General features: G+C 66.5%; 13 protein-coding genes. 11 read left to right on the forward strand and 2 right to left on the reverse strand.

The genetic code is table 11. The features are described 5' to 3' along the window. Nucleotides 1–5 precede the first annotated feature (5 nt). The 9 genes from AC2FAN_RS00180 to pcaG all read left to right on the forward strand — a co-directional run bounded on the left by AC2FAN_RS00180 (nt 6) and on the right by pcaG (nt 8,100). On the forward strand, nt 6–647 hold the full coding sequence (locus AC2FAN_RS00180) for an amino acid ABC transporter permease (protein WP_485172282.1): 642 nt from the start codon (nt 6–8) through the stop codon (nt 645–647). 51 nt (nt 648–698) lie between these two features. Further along, nucleotides 699–1,532 carry a transporter substrate-binding domain-containing protein gene (locus tag AC2FAN_RS00185; protein ID WP_485172283.1) on the forward strand — a complete coding sequence of 278 codons (834 nt, stop codon included), beginning with the start codon at nt 699–701 and terminating at the stop codon, nt 1,530–1,532. 68 nt (nt 1,533–1,600) lie between these two features. Then, nucleotides 1,601–2,332 carry an amino acid ABC transporter ATP-binding protein gene (locus tag AC2FAN_RS00190; RefSeq protein ID WP_485173037.1) on the forward strand — a complete coding sequence of 244 codons (732 nt, stop codon included), beginning with the start codon at nt 1,601–1,603 and terminating at the stop codon, nt 2,330–2,332. Between the two features lie 35 nt (nt 2,333–2,367). Beyond that, nucleotides 2,368–2,817 carry a type II 3-dehydroquinate dehydratase gene (gene aroQ / locus AC2FAN_RS00195; RefSeq protein ID WP_485172284.1) on the forward strand — a complete coding sequence of 150 codons (450 nt, stop codon included), beginning with the start codon at nt 2,368–2,370 and terminating at the stop codon, nt 2,815–2,817. Nucleotides 2,818–2,828: 11 nt separating this feature from the next. Beyond that, on the forward strand, nt 2,829–3,893 hold the full coding sequence (locus tag AC2FAN_RS00200) for a Gfo/Idh/MocA family protein (protein WP_485172285.1): 1,065 nt from the start codon (nt 2,829–2,831) through the stop codon (nt 3,891–3,893). Then, nucleotides 3,890–4,720, forward strand: coding sequence for a shikimate dehydrogenase family protein (locus tag AC2FAN_RS00205; RefSeq protein WP_485172286.1), 831 nt, complete (start codon nt 3,890–3,892; stop codon nt 4,718–4,720). The genes AC2FAN_RS00200 and AC2FAN_RS00205 overlap by 4 nt, the downstream gene beginning before the upstream one ends. Nucleotides 4,721–4,733: 13 nt before the next feature. Further along, a complete protein-coding gene (locus tag AC2FAN_RS00210) occupies nt 4,734–6,641 on the forward strand; it encodes a bifunctional sugar phosphate isomerase/epimerase/4-hydroxyphenylpyruvate dioxygenase family protein (RefSeq protein WP_485172287.1) in 1,908 nt (635 codons plus the stop codon). 39 nt (nt 6,642–6,680) lie between these two features. Further along, nucleotides 6,681–7,400 (forward strand): protocatechuate 3,4-dioxygenase subunit beta, encoded by a 720-nt coding sequence (pcaH, locus tag AC2FAN_RS00215; RefSeq protein WP_485172288.1) that lies wholly within the window; start codon nt 6,681–6,683, stop codon nt 7,398–7,400. Then, nucleotides 7,384–8,100, forward strand: a complete 717-nt coding sequence (gene pcaG, locus AC2FAN_RS00220; protein WP_485172289.1) for a protocatechuate 3,4-dioxygenase subunit alpha — start codon at nt 7,384–7,386, stop codon at nt 8,098–8,100. Before pcaH ends, pcaG begins: the two co-directional genes overlap by 17 nt. A gap of 138 nt (nt 8,101–8,238) precedes the next feature. On the opposite strand, the gene mfd is transcribed toward pcaG, so the two are convergent. After that, the gene (gene mfd / locus AC2FAN_RS00225) at nt 8,239–11,787 is read right to left on the reverse strand and encodes a transcription-repair coupling factor (RefSeq protein ID WP_485172290.1); all 3,549 of its coding nucleotides are present in this window, start codon (nt 11,785–11,787) and stop codon (nt 8,239–8,241) included. A 121-nt stretch (nt 11,788–11,908) separates the two neighbouring features. Continuing rightward, a complete protein-coding gene (locus AC2FAN_RS00230) occupies nt 11,909–12,205 on the reverse strand; it encodes an FAD assembly factor SdhE (protein ID WP_265053409.1) in 297 nt (98 codons plus the stop codon). Nucleotides 12,206–12,377: 172 nt separating this feature from the next. Between AC2FAN_RS00230 and recG the strand changes: the two genes are divergently transcribed. Both recG and AC2FAN_RS00240 read left to right on the forward strand, forming a co-directional pair. Further along, nucleotides 12,378–14,480 (forward strand): ATP-dependent DNA helicase RecG, encoded by a 2,103-nt coding sequence (gene recG / locus AC2FAN_RS00235; protein WP_485172291.1) that lies wholly within the window; start codon nt 12,378–12,380, stop codon nt 14,478–14,480. Between the two features lie 88 nt (nt 14,481–14,568). Beyond that, nucleotides 14,569–15,408 (forward strand): AraC family transcriptional regulator, encoded by an 840-nt coding sequence (locus AC2FAN_RS00240; protein WP_485172292.1) that lies wholly within the window; start codon nt 14,569–14,571, stop codon nt 15,406–15,408. The last annotated feature ends 6 nt before the right edge of the window (nt 15,409–15,414 follow it).

The raw sequence follows: 15,414 nt of genomic DNA on the forward strand, positions 1-15,414 counted from the left end.
GCGCCATGGGCTGGAACGAATTCCTCTTCCTTCTCACCGGCTTGAAATGGACCATCGCGCTGTCTGCGATCGGCTTCGTCTTCGGCTCGGTCTCAGGCCTCGGCGTCGCGCTGGCGCGCACCTCCGGCATTTCCGCGCTGGAACGCGTAACTGCCGGCTACATCGGGCTCTTCCAGGGCACGCCGCTGCTGATGCAGCTCTTCGTCGTCTATTATGGATTGGCACTGGTCGGGCTGAGACTTGACGCCTGGGTCGCGGTCGCGATCGGCTTCACCCTGCATGCCAGCGCCTATCTCGGCGAGATCTGGCGCGGTTCGATCGAGGCTGTGCCGAAGGGGCAGACCGAGGCCGCTAAGGCACTGAGCCTCGGCTACGTCTCGCGGACGCGGGACGTGATCCTGCCGCAGGCGATCCGCATCTCGCTGCCGGCGACGATCGGCTTCCTCGTCCAGCTGATCAAGGGCACCTCGCTCGCGGCCATCGTCGGCTTCACCGAGCTGACGCGCGCCGGCAACATCGTCTCCAACCAGATCTTCCAGCCGCTCCTCGTCTTCGGGATCGTCGGCATCCTCTACTTCCTGCTCTGCTGGCCGCTCTCGCTCTACGGCTCGCATCTGGAGCGTCGCCTGGCCATCGCATCGCGATAAGCAAACGGTTCACCACCTAGTCCAACCACCAACCAAAAAAGGGAGAGAAACATGACGAAGATGAAGTCCACCCGCCGCAGCCTGCTGATTGCCGGTGCCGCCGCGCTTGCTCTGCCGGCCGTGCTCGGCACCCCTGCCCTCGCCATCACCCCGGCCGAGATCAAGGCCAAGGGCAAGCTCGTCGTCGGCATCCAGGGCGACAACCCGCCCTGGGGCTTCGTCACCAGCGCCGGCAAGCAGGACGGTCTCGACGCCGATATCGCGACGCTCTTCGCCAAGGAACTCGGCGTGCAGGTCGAGTTCGTGCCGCTCGAGGTCAACAACCGCATTCCGGCGCTGACGACGGGGCGCGTCGACGTGCTGTTCGCCACCATGGCCATGCTGCCCGAGCGCGCCAAGGCGGTGCAGTTCTCGAAGCCCTACGTCGCCAACACCATCGTGCTGATCGGCCCCAAGAAGGACTCGATCAAGACCAACGAGGACATGGCGCGCTATACGATCGGCGTCGCCAAGGGCGCCGCGCAGGACACGCAGGTGACCAAGAACGCGCCGGCCAACACCACGATCCGCCGCTATGACGGCGATGCGCCCTCGATCCAGGCGCTGGTCTCCGGCCAGGTCCAGGCGCTGGGCGGCAACATCTTCTACATGCAGCGCATCGAGCAGGGGCGGCCCGGCGAGTTCGAGAACAAGCTCGAATTCCAGAACCTCTACAACGGCGCCTGCACCCGCCTCGGCGAGAAGGAGATAAACGCCGCGATCAACACCTTCGTCGACAAGATCAAGGCCAATGGCGAGCTGCAGAAGGTCTACGACAAGTGGATGAAGGTGCCGGTGCACAAGTTCCCGGACAGCCTGGAAGGCATCACCTTCACCGCGAGCTGAGCGCGTAAACGACCGGAGCCAGGGCCATGAACCAGCCTGCCCCACAGAGCGCCGCTTCGGCGGATGCCATGATCGCCATGATGGATGTCGAGAAATGGTATGGCGACTTCCAGGCCCTGACCGACATCAACCTCACGGTCCGCAAGGGCGAGCGCATCGTCCTTTGCGGGCCGTCGGGTTCCGGCAAATCGACGCTGATCCGGTGCATCAATCGTCTGGAGGCATACCAGAAGGGTGAAATCCGGGTCGGCGGCACGAAGCTCGGAGACGATGCCAGGACCATCGACGCGGTGCGCCGCGAGGTCGGCATGGTCTTCCAGCACTTCAACCTGTTCCCGCACATGACGGTGCTGCAGAACTGCATGCTGGCGCCGATGCGCTCGCTCGGTGCCAGCAAGGCCGAGGCAGAGGCCACGGCGCGCAAGCTGCTCGGCCGGGTCAAGATCCTCGAGCAGGCGGACAAATATCCGGCCCAGCTCTCCGGCGGCCAGCAGCAGCGCGTCGCGATCGCGCGCGCTCTCTGCATGAAGCCCAAGGTGATGCTGTTCGACGAGCCGACCTCGGCGCTCGACCCCGAGATGGTCAAGGAGGTGCTCGACACCATGATCGCGCTGGCCGACGAAGGCATGACCATGATCTGCGTCACCCATGAGATGGGCTTCGCCCGGCAGGTGGCCAATCGCGTCATCTTCATGGCCAGCGGCGCCATCGTCGAGGAAGCCCCGCCGGAAGAGTTCTTCCGCAATCCGCGTCAGGAGCGGACGCGGAAGTTCCTCGGCGAGATCCTGCACAAGCACTGAACCGAACCGGCCCGAGTGCCAACGGAACGCTATCGATGTCACGCCTCGTCTATGTCCTCAACGGCCCGAACCTCAACCTGCTCGGCAAGCGCCAGCCGCATATCTACGGGCATGAGACCCTGGCCGATGTCGAGCGCGACTGCCACGCGCTTGCCGAGGAACTCGGACTGACGCTGCGCTTCCACCAGTCGAACCGCGAATACGAGCTCATCGACTGGATTCATGAGGCGCGCGAGGAAGCCGGCGGCATCGTCATCAACCCGGCCGCCTTCACCCATACTTCGGTCGCGCTGCTCGATGCGCTCAACACCTTCGAGGGGCCTGTGATCGAGTGCCATATCTCGCAGGTGCACAAGCGCGAGGCCTTCCGGCACCATTCCTATGTCTCGATGCGCTCCGATGGCGTCATCGCCGGCTTCGGCACGCAGGGCTACCAGCTCGCGCTCCGGCGCGTCGCCAAGCTCATCGACGACAAGGCTGCATGAGGATCAATCCGATGCCTCCGGTGAAGATCGCGGTGATGGGTGCGGGGCTTATCGGCAAGCGCCATGCCGCACATGTCATGGCCGAGCCCGGCGCGACCCTGTCCGCGATCATCGATCCGGCTCCCACGGGCCGGGCCTTCGCCGACGAAATCGGCGTGGCGTGGTATCCGGCCTTCGACGGCTTTCCTGTCGCCGAGAGGCCCGATGGCGTCATCGTCGCGACGCCGAACCAGCTCCATGTCGCCAACGGGCTGGAATTGGCCGCCGCCGGCATTCCGATGCTGGTCGAAAAGCCGATCGCGGACAGTGTGGACGGCGCACGCAAGCTGGTCATGGCGGCGGAGGCGGCGGGCGTGCCGCTCCTCGTCGGGCACCACCGGCGCCACAACCCGATGATCCGCAAGGCACGCGAGGCGATCGATGCCGGAAGACTCGGCCGTATCCTGACCCTGACCGGACAGTTCTGGCTGGTGAAGCCCGACGACTATTTCGAGGTCGATTGGCGCCGGCAGGAGGGCGCGGGGCCGATCCTTATCAACCTGATCCACGATATCGACCTCTTCCGCTATCTCTGCGGCGAGATCACCGGGGTACAGGCGCAGAGTTCCAATGCCGTGCGCGGCAATCCGGCCGAGGAAACCGCCGTGGCCCTGCTGCGCTTCGCCAACGGCGCGCTTGGGGCGGTCAGCGCCTCCGATACGGTGGTTTCACCCTGGAGCTGGGAGCTGACGACCGGCGAGAACCCGGCTTATCCGCGGCAGGACCAGTCCTGCTACCAGATCGGCGGCACCGATGGATCGCTGACGATCCCGCAGCTGGAACTGTGGAGCCATTCCGACAAGCGCGGCTGGTGGGAGCCGCTGCGGCGGGAGCGCATCCCCTTCGTTCCGGAAGACCCGCTCCAGCTCCAGATCCGGCACTTCTGTGCCGTTATCCGCGGCGAAGAGGAGCCGCTCGTCTCCGGGCGCGAAGGCCTCGCCACGCTCGCCGTCATCGAGGCCGTGAAGCAGGCGGCGCACTCAGGCGGAGCGGTCGAGGTTTCGGCCGCGCCAGCTCCGGCGAGGATCGGCGCATGATCAGCGGCAGAACCCGGATGATCGGCCATATCGGCTTCCCGACCGAGAGCTTCAAGGCGCCCCTGATCTACAATCCCTATTTCGAACGCGAAGGGATCGACGCCGTCGTCATGCCGCTGGGCTGCCGCAGCGAGGACTATCCCGAATTCCTGAAGCTGTTCTTCCGGCTCTCCAACGCCCATGGCGCGCTGGTGACGATGCCGCACAAGGTCACAACGATCGGGCTGGTCGACACGCTGCTGCCGACCGCCGCCATCGCCGGCGCCTGCAATGCGGTGCGGCGCGAGGTCGACGGACGGCTGACCGGCGATATGTTCGACGGCGAAGGCTTCGTGCGCGGCATGCTGCGCAAGGGGCGCAGCGTTGCAGGCGCCCGCGCGCTCGTCGTCGGCGCCGGCGGTGTCGGCTCGGCGATTGCCGCCTCGTTGGCCAGAGCTGGCGTCGCCGAACTAGGCCTGTACGATCAAATGGGAACGGCTGCCCAAGAGCTCGGCCGGCGGCTGACCGCGCATTATCCCGCCTTGCGCGTCGCCACCGGCTCGAACGATCCTGATGGATTCGACGTCGTCGTGAACGCGACGCCTCTCGGCATGAGGCCCGGCGACCCGCTGCCGCTCGATACTGGCCGCCTGCCCTCCTCCGCCTTCGTCGGCGAGGTGGTGATGGCGCAGGAGATCACGCCGTTTCTGGCCGCAGCCCGCGAGCGCGGCTGTGCGGTGCAGGTCGGCACCGATATGCTGTTCGAGCAGATCCCGGCCTATCTGGAATTCTTCGGCCTGCCCTCGACCACGGCCGAGGATCTCCGCGCCGTGGCAAAGCTGGGTTGAGAGGAGGCACGTCGTGATTCCATCGATCGCCACCGTCTGCGTCTCCGGCACGCTGCAGGAAAAGCTCGAGGCCATCGCCACTGCCGGCTTCAAGGCAGTCGAGATCTTCGAGAACGACCTGATCGCCTTCCCCGGCTCTCCGACGGAGGTCCGGCGCATCTGCGGCGATCTCGGCCTGACGATCGTGACCTGCCAGCCCTTCCGCGATTTCGAGGGCATGCCGGAAGGCCGCCGCCAACGCGTCTTCGACAGGGCCGAGCGCAAGTTCGACCTGCTGCAGGAACTGGGCACGGATCTTCTCTTCGTCTGCTCTACCGTCTCGCCCGAGGCGCTGGCTGGCATCGACCGGCTTGCGGCCGATTTCGCCGAACTCGGCGAGCGGGCCGGCAAACGCGGCCTGCGCGTCGGCTATGAGGCACTGGCCTGGGGGCGTCACGTCTTCGACTATCGCGACGCCTGGGAGATCGTGCGCCGGGCGAACCGGCCGGAAGTCGGGATCGTGCTCGATAGCTTCCACATCCTGGCGCGCGGGCTCGATCTCGCGGCGATCGGCACGATCCCGCGTGACAAGATCGCGATGGTGCAGATGGCGGACGCGCCGCTGCTGCAGATGGACCCACTCTCCTGGAGCCGGCATTGGCGCTGCCTGCCCGGACAGGGCGATCTCGATCTCTCCGGTTTCATGCGCGCGCTGGTCTCGACCGGCTATGACGGCGTGCTCTCGCTTGAAATCTTCAACGACCGCTTCCGCGCCGGCTCAGCCCGCTCGGTGGCTCTCGATGGCCATCGCTCGCTGATATGGCTCCTCGACGAGACCGCGCGGCAGAGCGGCAAGCCCGTGCCCGGCGCTGTCGCGATGCCGCCGCCCGGTCCGGTCGAGGCTGTCGAGTTCATCGAATTCGCCGTCTCCGAAGCGGAACGCCCGGGCTTCGAGAAGCTGCTGCGCGCGCTCGGCTTCGGCCGCACCGGCGCGCATCGCTCGAAGGATGTCGATCTGTGGAGCCAGGGCGATATCCGCATCGTCCTGAACAGCGAGGCTGATGGTTTCGCCCATAGCTACCAGATCACGCATGGAACTTCCGTCTGCGCGCTGGCTCTGCGGGTGCCGGACGCGCAGGCTGCGATCGCACGGGCCAAGGCCATGCTCGACGTGCCCCATGCCGGAGCGATCGGCCCCGGCGAGCTCGACATCCCCGCCGTGCGCGGCCTCGGCGGCAGCCTCGTCTATTTCCTTGACCGTGCCTCGGCGCTCGGCCGCTGGTCGCAAGTCGATTTCGCGCCGACGCATGAGAGCGACGCGGGCGCCGGCCTCGTCGGCGTCGACCATGTCTCGCAGAGCATGCAGTACGAGGAAATGCTGACCTGGCTGCTGTTCTATTCCTCGCTGTTCGAGACCAGGAAGACGCCGAGCCAGGCAGTGCTGGATCCCGGCGGTGTCGTCCAGAGCCAGGTCATCGAGAGCGGCCTCGACGGGAAGACCGATCACGGCCTTCGGCTGATCCTCAACGGCTCGCAGAGCCATCGCACGCTCTCGGCCCGCTTCATCACCGACTTCTTCGGCTCCGGCGTGCAGCACATCGCCTTCGCGACTCACGATATCGCGACGACGGTGGAGCGGCTGGCCGCGAACGGCGTCGCCATGCTACCGATCCCCGAGAATTACTACGATGACCTAGAGGCACGCTCCGACCTGACGGCGCAGGAGATCGACGCGATGAAGACGTTGAACATCCTCTATGATAGCGATGCGGGCGGCAGCTTCCGGCAGGCCTATACGCAGACGCTCGATGGCGGATTGTTCTTCGAGATCGTCCAGCGCGACGGCTATGCGGGCTACGGTGCGGCCAATGCCGGCATCCGCCTGACCGCGCAGGCGAGGCTCGCCCGGCCGATCACGGTGCCGGCGCCGAGCCATGGTTGAGGAGAGACGCGTCGACATGTTCGCGAGAAGCCCTTCCCGATGAGCAGCCTGATCCTTCCCTATTCGGCGCTGGATGCCGGCCAGCCGGCTTCGTTGCATGCGGAGTATCGTTCGACCGTGGCGCGCAGCCCGCGCCATCAGCCGATCGCGATCCCGCAGACGCTGACCGAGATCACCGGCCCGAGCGATTGGGCGAAGCTGATGGGCCCGGCGATGACCGACCTCACCGCCCAGCACAAAGCCGAGCCTCAGGGGCAGCGCATCGTGGTCACCGGCCGGGTGCTCGACGAGCAGGCCAGGCCTGTTCCCAACACCGTGGTCGAGATCTGGCAGGCCAATGCCGCCGGCCGCTATATCCATGCCAAGGATGACTGGCCGGCGCCGCTCGATCCGAACTTCACCGGTGTCGGCCGCGTCATCACGGATGATCAGGGCCGCTATCGCTATGTCACGATCCGGCCCGGCGCCTATCCCTGGGGCAACCACAAGAACGCCTGGCGCCCGGCCCATATCCATCTTTCGTTGCTGGGGCCGGCCTTCGCCACGCGGCTCGTGACCCAGATGTATTTCCCCGACGATCCGCTGATCGAGATCGACCCGATCGCCAACGCCGTGCCGATGCCCTATCGCCAGCGCATGGTCTCGCGCTTCGATATCGGCACCACCGTGCCGAACTGGGCGCTGGGCTATGTTTTCGACATCGTGCTCAAGGGCCGCGACGAGACGCCGTTCGAGGACGAGCATGACCACGACCACTGATCTGGCAATCACCGATCTGGAAAGCCGCAATGCGGCGCCGCGGCAGGACAGCCAGGACCCGTCGATCTTCGGCCAGACACCGTGGCAGACGGTGGGGCCTTATTTCCATTACGGCCTGCCCTGGAAGGGCGGCGCCGATCTGGTCGGCTGTTCCGAGATGGGCGCGCGGCCTGACCTGATGCCGCCGGAGCATTTCCTGCTCTCGGGCTCGAACCTCTCCGGCACGCCGGAGGGTGAGGTCATCGCGCTTGCCGGCTGCGTCTACGACGCTGCGGGTGCGCCGATCAACGACGCCATGATCGAGATCTGGCAGGCCAATGCCGCCGGTCGCTACGCCAGCCCCGAGGACGCCCGCGAGGAGGTTCCCCTCGACGGGCATTTCATCGGCTTCGGTCGCGCCTCGACCGACAAGGATGGCATCTTCCGCTTTCGCACGATCCGGCCCGGCCGCGTGCCCGGCCCCGGCAATAGCCTGCAGGCGCCGCATATCGCGCTCTCGGTCTTCGGCCGCGGGTTGCTGAAGCGCCTGCCGACCCGGCTCTACTTCGCCGATGGCGAGGGCAACGAGACCGACCCGATCCTCGCTCTGGTGCCCGAACCGCGCCGCCACACCCTGGTCGCCCAGCGCAAGCCGGATGGAACCTGGTGGCTCGATATCAATTTGGCCGGCGAGAAAGAGACGGTCTTCTTCGATATGTAGAGCGCCGGCGCTCTCATAGTTCGTCATGCTCGGGCTTGACCCGAGCATCTCAGGACGAGAAAGCGCCCTTTCCTGCCAGAGATTCTCGGGTCTGCGCTTCGCTCTGCCCGAGAATGACGGCCTTCAAAAAGCGCCCGCTCAGGCCGCTTTCTTCCTTTCGGCGATCCGCGCCAGATCCGTCAGCAACCGCCGCGTTGCCTTCAGGCGCTGCTCGACATTGTCGAAATCGTCGATGAAGACGACGCGCATGTCGGGGCGCACCTTCGCCAGCGTGCCGATCTTCGCGACATAGGAGACCAGCCCTTCCGGATTGGCGAACTCGTTGTCGCGGAAGGCGACGATGATGCCCTTCGGCCCGGCCTCGACCTTCTCGACATTGGCGCGCTTGCAGAGTGCCTTGATCGCGACGATCTCCAGAAGCTGATTGACCTCCTCCGGCAGCGGGCCGAAGCGGTCGACCAGCTCGGCGCCGAAGGATTGCAGCTCGGCATCGTCGTCCATGGTCGAAAGACGCTTGTAGAGGGACAGCCGGAGCGAGAGATCGCCGACATAGTGCTCGGGGATCATCACGGGCGCGCCGACCTGGATCGATGGCGACCATTGCGTTTCGGTCTCGAACTCGATGCCGGCCTTGAGCGCCGCCACCGCTTCCTCGAGCATCTGCTGGTAGAGTTCGTAGCCGACTTCCTTGATATGGCCTGACTGCTCGTCGCCGAGCAGGTTGCCGGCGCCTCTGATGTCGAGGTCGTGGCTGGCGAGTTGGAAGCCGGCGCCGAGCGTGTCGAGCGACTGCAGCACCTTGAGGCGCTTCTCGGCCTGCTCGGTCAGCTTCCGGTTGGCCGGCACGGTGAAGAGCGCATAGGCGCGCGTCTTCGAACGGCCGACGCGCCCGCGCAGCTGATAGAGCTGGGCGAGGCCGAACATGTCGGCGCGATGCACGATCAGCGTGTTAGCGGTCGGGATGTCCAGCCCGGATTCGACGATCGTGGTCGAGAGCAGGATATCGTACTGGCCGTCATAGAAGGCGGTCATCACATCTTCCAGCGTGCCTGCCGCCATCTGGCCATGGGCGATGCCGACCTTGGCCTCGGGCACCTGCTTGTCGAGGAAGTCCTTGACCTCGGCGATGTCCTCGATGCGCGGTACGACATAGAAGGAGCGCCCTCCCCGGTAACGCTCGCGCAGCAGCGCCTCGCGCACAATCAGCGGATCGAACGGCGTGACGAAGGTGCGCACCGCGAGGCGGTCGACCGGCGGGGTCGCGATGATCGAGAGCTCACGCACACCGCTCATGGCGAGCTGGAGCGTGCGCGGGATCGGCGTGGCCGAGAGGGTGAGCATATGCACCTCGGCCCGCAGCTCCTTCAGCTTCTCCTTATGGGCGACGCCGAAATGCTGCTCCTCGTCGACGATGACGAGGCCGAGATCCTTGAAGTCGACGCCCTTGCCGAGCAGTGCGTGGGTCCCGACGACGATGTCCATCGTGCCGTCCTTCGCGCCCTGCTTCACCGCCTTGAGATCGGCGCTGCCGACGAAGCGCGAGGCCTGCCCGACATTGACAGGTAAGCCGGCAAAACGATCCGCGAAATTGCGGTAGTGCTGGCGGGCGAGCAGCGTCGTCGGCACCACGACAGCGACCTGCTTGCCGTTCAAGGCGGTGGCGAAGGCGGCGCGCAATGCGACCTCGGTCTTGCCGAAACCGACATCGCCGCAGACGAGCCGATCCATCGGCCGGCCGGCGCCGAGATCGTCGAGCACGGCATCGATGGTGTTCTGCTGGTCTTCCGTCTCCTCATAGGGGAAGCGGGCAATGAACTCGTCGTAGACGCCGGCCGGCGGGACGAGGCGCGGCGCATCCTTGAGCGCGCGCGCCGCTGCGATCTGGATGAGCTTGCTCGCCATCTCGCGGATGCGCTGCTTGAGCTTGGCCTTGCGCGCTTGCCAGCCGCCACCGCCCAGCCGGTCGAGCGCGACCTCGGTGTCTTCCGAGCCGTAGCGCGAGAGCAATTCGATGTTTTCGACCGGCAGGAAGAGCTTCGAATCGCCGGCGTAATGGATCTCCAGGCAGTCATGCGGCGCGCCGGCGGCCGTGATCGATTGCAGGCCGATGAAGCGGCCGATGCCGTGATCGACATGGACGACGAGGTCGCCCGGCGCGAGCGAGGAGAGCTCCGCGATGAAGTCCTGCGGGCGCTTGGTCTTGCGGCGCGGACGCACCAGGCGGTCGCCGAGGATGTCCTGCTCGCCGATGACCGCGAGGCGTCCGGCCTCGAAGCCGGTCTCGAAACCCCAGACCGCGAGCGCGACCGTACCGGGCTTGAGATCGAAGGCCGCGCGCAGAGAGCCCGTCATCTGGACGCTCTTCAGGCTATGGTCCTCGAGCACATGGGCAAGGCGCTCGCGCGAACCCTCCGACCAGGCGGCGAGGATGACCCTCTTGCCGTCGCCTTCGAGCGCGCGGACATGGGCGACCGCCGCCTCGAAGACGCTGCCGGAATCACCGGCGCGCTCGGCCGCGAAGCTGCGACCCTGCTTGCCGCCGAGATCGAGGACGAGCTTGCCCTCGCTGTCGGGCAACTGGAACGGTGTCAGGCTGGCGACGCCCGAGGCATCGACGACGCCGCGCCAATCGGCCGGCGACAGATAGAGCGCGTCTGGCGGGAGCGGCTTGTAGGGAACGCCTCCTGCCCCGCCCTGGTCAAGCGCCGCCATGCGGGCGTCGTAATAGTCCTTGATCAGGCTGATGCGCTCGCCGACCGCATCCTCCGCCTGATGATCGAGCACCAGCGGTACGTCGGGCAGATAGGTGAAGAGCGTGTCGAGCTTCTCCGCCAGCAGCGGCAGCCAGTGCTCGAGCCCGGCGGGGCGGCGGCCTTCGCTGACCGCTTCGTAAAGCGTGTCGTCGCGGCCGGGCGTGCCGAAGGTCGAGATGTAGGACTGGCGGAAGCGACGGATGCTCTCGCTCGTCATCTGCGCTTCGGACATCGGCACGAGGTCGAGCCCGCGCAACTGCCCGGTGGTGCGCTGTGTCTCCGGGTCGAAGGTGCGGATCGATTCGAGGCTGTCCCCGAAGAAATCGAGCCGGATCGGCGCCGGCATGCCCGGCGGGAAGAGATCGACGATGCCGCCGCGCACTGCGAATTCGCCGGTTTCCCGCACAGTCGAGGTGCGCAGATAGCCGTTGATGTCGAGCCAGCGCGCCAACTCCTCGATATCGACCATGTTGCCGGGGGCTGCCGAGAAGCTTTCCGACGCCACTTTCCCGAAAGCGGGAACGCGCTGGAGCGCGGCGTTGACGGTGGTCAGCAGCAGGCGCGGCCGCTCGCCCGACTTGGTCTTGGCGAGGCGCGACAGCGTCGTCATCCGGTGCGCCACGATGGCGGGAGCGGGCGAGACGCGGTCATAGGGCTGGCAGTCCCAGGCCGGGAAGCTCATCACTTCCAGGTCCGGCGCGACGAATTGCAGCGCGTTTTCCAGCACCTGCAGGCGCTGGCCGTCGCGGGCGACGAAGACGAGCAGCGCCGCCCCTTCGGCCTTCTTGGCGCGGGCGCGGGTGAGGTCGGCGAGGACGACGGCGTCGAATCCGTCCGGCACGCCGGCAAGCGTCGGCTTGTCGCCACGGTTCAGCGCATCGAGCAGACGGTCGAGCTGCGGTTTGGCGATCTGGCTGGGAGGAGGAATGCTCATCGGACGGGTATCGTTCTACCAAAAGGCTTCATTCTCGGGCTTGACCCGAGAATCTCGGGACGAGCGGGTTCCGATTCAGAGATGGCCGGGTCGAGCCCGGCCATGACGGCTGTCAGGCCGGTCAGACATGAATCGGCTTGTCGTGATGGTGGAAAGCCTTGAGCTTCCGGAACAGTTCCGTGTCGTAGTTCTCGGGCACTGCGGCTTCCCCGGTCACCCAGCTCAGCAGGTCGCGATCCAGAACCTCGATCAGCCGCTCGAACTCGTCGAGCTCGGCATCATCAAAGCCGGCGATCGCGTCGTCGGCGAAGCGGCCCATGATCAAATCCATTTCGCGCATGCCGCGATGCCAGGCGCGGAAGAGGATCTTGCGGCGGCGCGGGTCGAGATCGGCGCTGGAGCGGGTCGAGCCGGACATGAAGAACCTCGGCAAGAAAATATCAGGTCCGAAAACCTGGGGGATGGCGCAATGACGAACGGGCCGGCCCCGTCGCGGAGCCTGCCTGAGCAGGCTATATAGCGACGCAGCCCGGCGAAGTCAGCGGTCAAGCCGCCGCGATCTTCGCGCTCCTGACAATTGCCGAGACCACTTGCGCCCCTCGATCCTCGACCCGCTCTTCGCACTGGCCACGACGCTTCCCGGCGTCGGGCCGAAGCTCGGCAAGGTTCTCGACCGCTTCCTCGGTGACGAGATGCAGCCGGCGCGCGTCGTCGACCTGCTGTTCCATCTGCCGAGCGGCGCCATCGACCGGCGCCCGAGCCCCACCATCGCGGATGCGCCGATCGGCGACGTCGCGACCTTCACCGCCCGTGTCAGCGAACATCGCGCCGGCCCGCCCGGCAAGGGCAAGGCGCCCTATCGCGTGATCGTCGAGGACGAGACCGGCGACGTCACGCTCGTCTTCTTCCATGCCGATTCCAGGCATCTCGCCCAGAACCTGCCGGTTGGCGCCTTCCGCATCATTTCCGGCAAGCTGGAGCTTTGGGAAGGGATGCGCCAGATGGTGCATCCCGAGCGCATCCTCGACCCCAAGCTCGCATCCACCCTGCCGGCCTTCGAGCCGGTCTACCCGCTGACCGAGGGAATCGGCCCCCGCGTCATGATGCGGATCGCGCAGGGCGCCGCCGAGCGCTGCCCGGACATGCCGGAATGGCAGGATGCCGGCTTCCTCGCAAAGAACGACTTCCCCAGCTTCCATGAAGCGGTCGAGGCGCTGCATCATCCGGCCGATCGCAAGGCGGCCGAGGGCGACACCGTCGCGCGCCGGCGCATCGGCTATGACGAATTGCTGGCGAGCCAGATCGCCCTCGCTCTCGTTCGCCGCCAGCAGAAGAAGATCGCCGGGCGCGCCACCAGCGGCGATGGCGGGGTGCGCTTCCGCATCCAATCCGCCCTGCCCTTCGAACTTACCGAGGGCCAGCGCAAGGCGATCGCCGATATCCATGCCGACATGGCCAAGCCCGAGCGCATGCTCAGGCTGCTGCAGGGCGATGTCGGCTCGGGGAAGACGGTGGTGGCCCTGATGGCGATGGCCGCCGCTGCCGAGGCCGGCCGGCAATCCGTGCTGATGGCGCCGACCGAAATCCTGGCGCGCCAGCATGCTGAGCGGCTGGCGCCGCTGGCCGAGAAGGCCGGGCTGAAGCTCGCTTTGCTGACCGGACGCGAGAAGGGCGCCGGACGACGACAGGTGCTCGAAGGGCTGGCGGATGGCAGCATCGACATCGCGGTCGGCACTCACGCGCTGTTCCAGGAGGGCGTCGGCTTCCACGATCTGGCGCTCGCCGTCGTCGACGAGCAGCATCGCTTCGGCGTGCACCAGCGCCTGCTTCTCGGCTCCAAGGGCGAGGCCGTCGACGTGCTGGTGATGACCGCGACGCCGATCCCGCGCACGCTGGCGCTGACCTGGTTCGGCGACATGGATGTCTCGATCCTCTCGGAGAAGCCGGCGGGGCGGAAACCGATCGTGACCCGCGCCATCTCCTCCGAGCGCTATGACGAGGTCGTCGGCGCCATCGGCCGGGCGGTGGAGACCAGCCAGCAGGTCTATTGGGTTTGCCCGCTGGTGCAGGAATCCGACACGTTGGACGTCGCTGCCGCGCAGGAGCGCTACGAGGCGCTGCGCGAGATCTTCGGCGACAAGGTGGGGCTCCTGCATGGCCAGATGCCCGGACGCGAGAAGGATGCGGCCATGGCCGCCTTCGTCACCGGCCAGACCCGCATTCTCGTCGCAACCACGGTGATCGAGGTCGGGGTCGACGTGCCCAACGCCAGCGTCATGGTGATCGAGCATGCCGAGCGCTTCGGCCTTGCCCAGCTCCATCAGCTGCGCGGACGGATCGGGCGCGGCTCGGCGGCGTCGACCTGCCTGCTGCTCTACAAGGGTCCGCTCGGGCCGGTCGCCGAGGCGCGGCTCACCATCATGCGCGAGACCGAGGACGGCTTTCGCATCGCGGAAGAGGATCTGCGTCTGCGCGGCGAAGGCGAGGTACTCGGCACCAAGCAATCGGGCTCGCCGGACTGGCGCATCGCGCGCCCGGAAACCGACGGCGACCTGCTGGCGGCGGCGCGCGACGATGCGCGTCTCATGATCGAGCGCGACCCGCATCTGGAGACGCCGCGTGGCCAGGCGATGCGCGTCCTGCTCTATCTGTTCGAGCGGGATGTTGCGATCCGGCTGCTGCGGGCGGGCTAGAGCCTTCGCGCTGCGGTCGCAGCAAGCGCGATCAAGCGGCCGCCGGAACGATCGGTCACGGTGCCGCCCGTGCCTTCGTGAGGAGACCATGGACCCTGTCGCCAAAGCCGTCTGGTGCGTCGAAAGCCGCTTCGCTTCGGGAATCTCGCTCGACGAGATCGCCGAAGTCGGCGGCGTCTCGCGCTTCCATCTCTGCAGGGCCTTCGGGGTCGCGACCGGTCGATCGGTGATGCGCTATGTGCGCGAGCGCCGGCTGACCGAAGCGGCCCGCAAGCTGGCAGACGGCGCGCCGGACATACTCTCCGTCGCGCTCGACTGGGGCTACGGCTCGCACGAGGCATTCACCCGCGCCTTCCGCGATCAGTTCGGCATCACGCCGGAGCAATTGCGAGACAGGGGCGATCTCGAAGGCCTGAATCTCGTGGAGCCGATCCTGATGACCAGCATGCCCACTCTCCCCCTCGCACCGCCGCGCTTCGTCGAAGGCAAGAGCCTTCTCGTCGCCGGTCTCGGCGGGCATTTCACTTACGAGACGAGCACTGCCGGCATTCCTTCGCTCTGGCAGCGCTTCGCCCCGCATATCGGGCATGTGCCCGGACAGACCGGCGGAATGACGAGCTACGGCGTCTGCGTGAACGCCGATGACAACGGCGCCTTCGACTATATCGCCGGCGTGGAGGTCAAAGGCTTCGACGGCCTGTCCGAGGATTTCGCGCGGGTGCGGATTCCGGCCCAGAGCTACGCGGTCTTCACCCATCGCGAGCATATCAGCGCGATCAAGGCGAGCTTCGACACGATCTTCCGGGATTGGCTGCCGAAATCCGGCCACAGCCTGACGGAAGGCCCCTGCTACGAGCTCTATGACGAGCGCTTCGATCCGCAGAGCGGCAATGGCGAGGTCGAAATCTGGATTCCGGTCAAATCCTGAGCCTTC

This window comes from Allobosea sp. RIT-PG3_2, assembly GCF_057321085.1.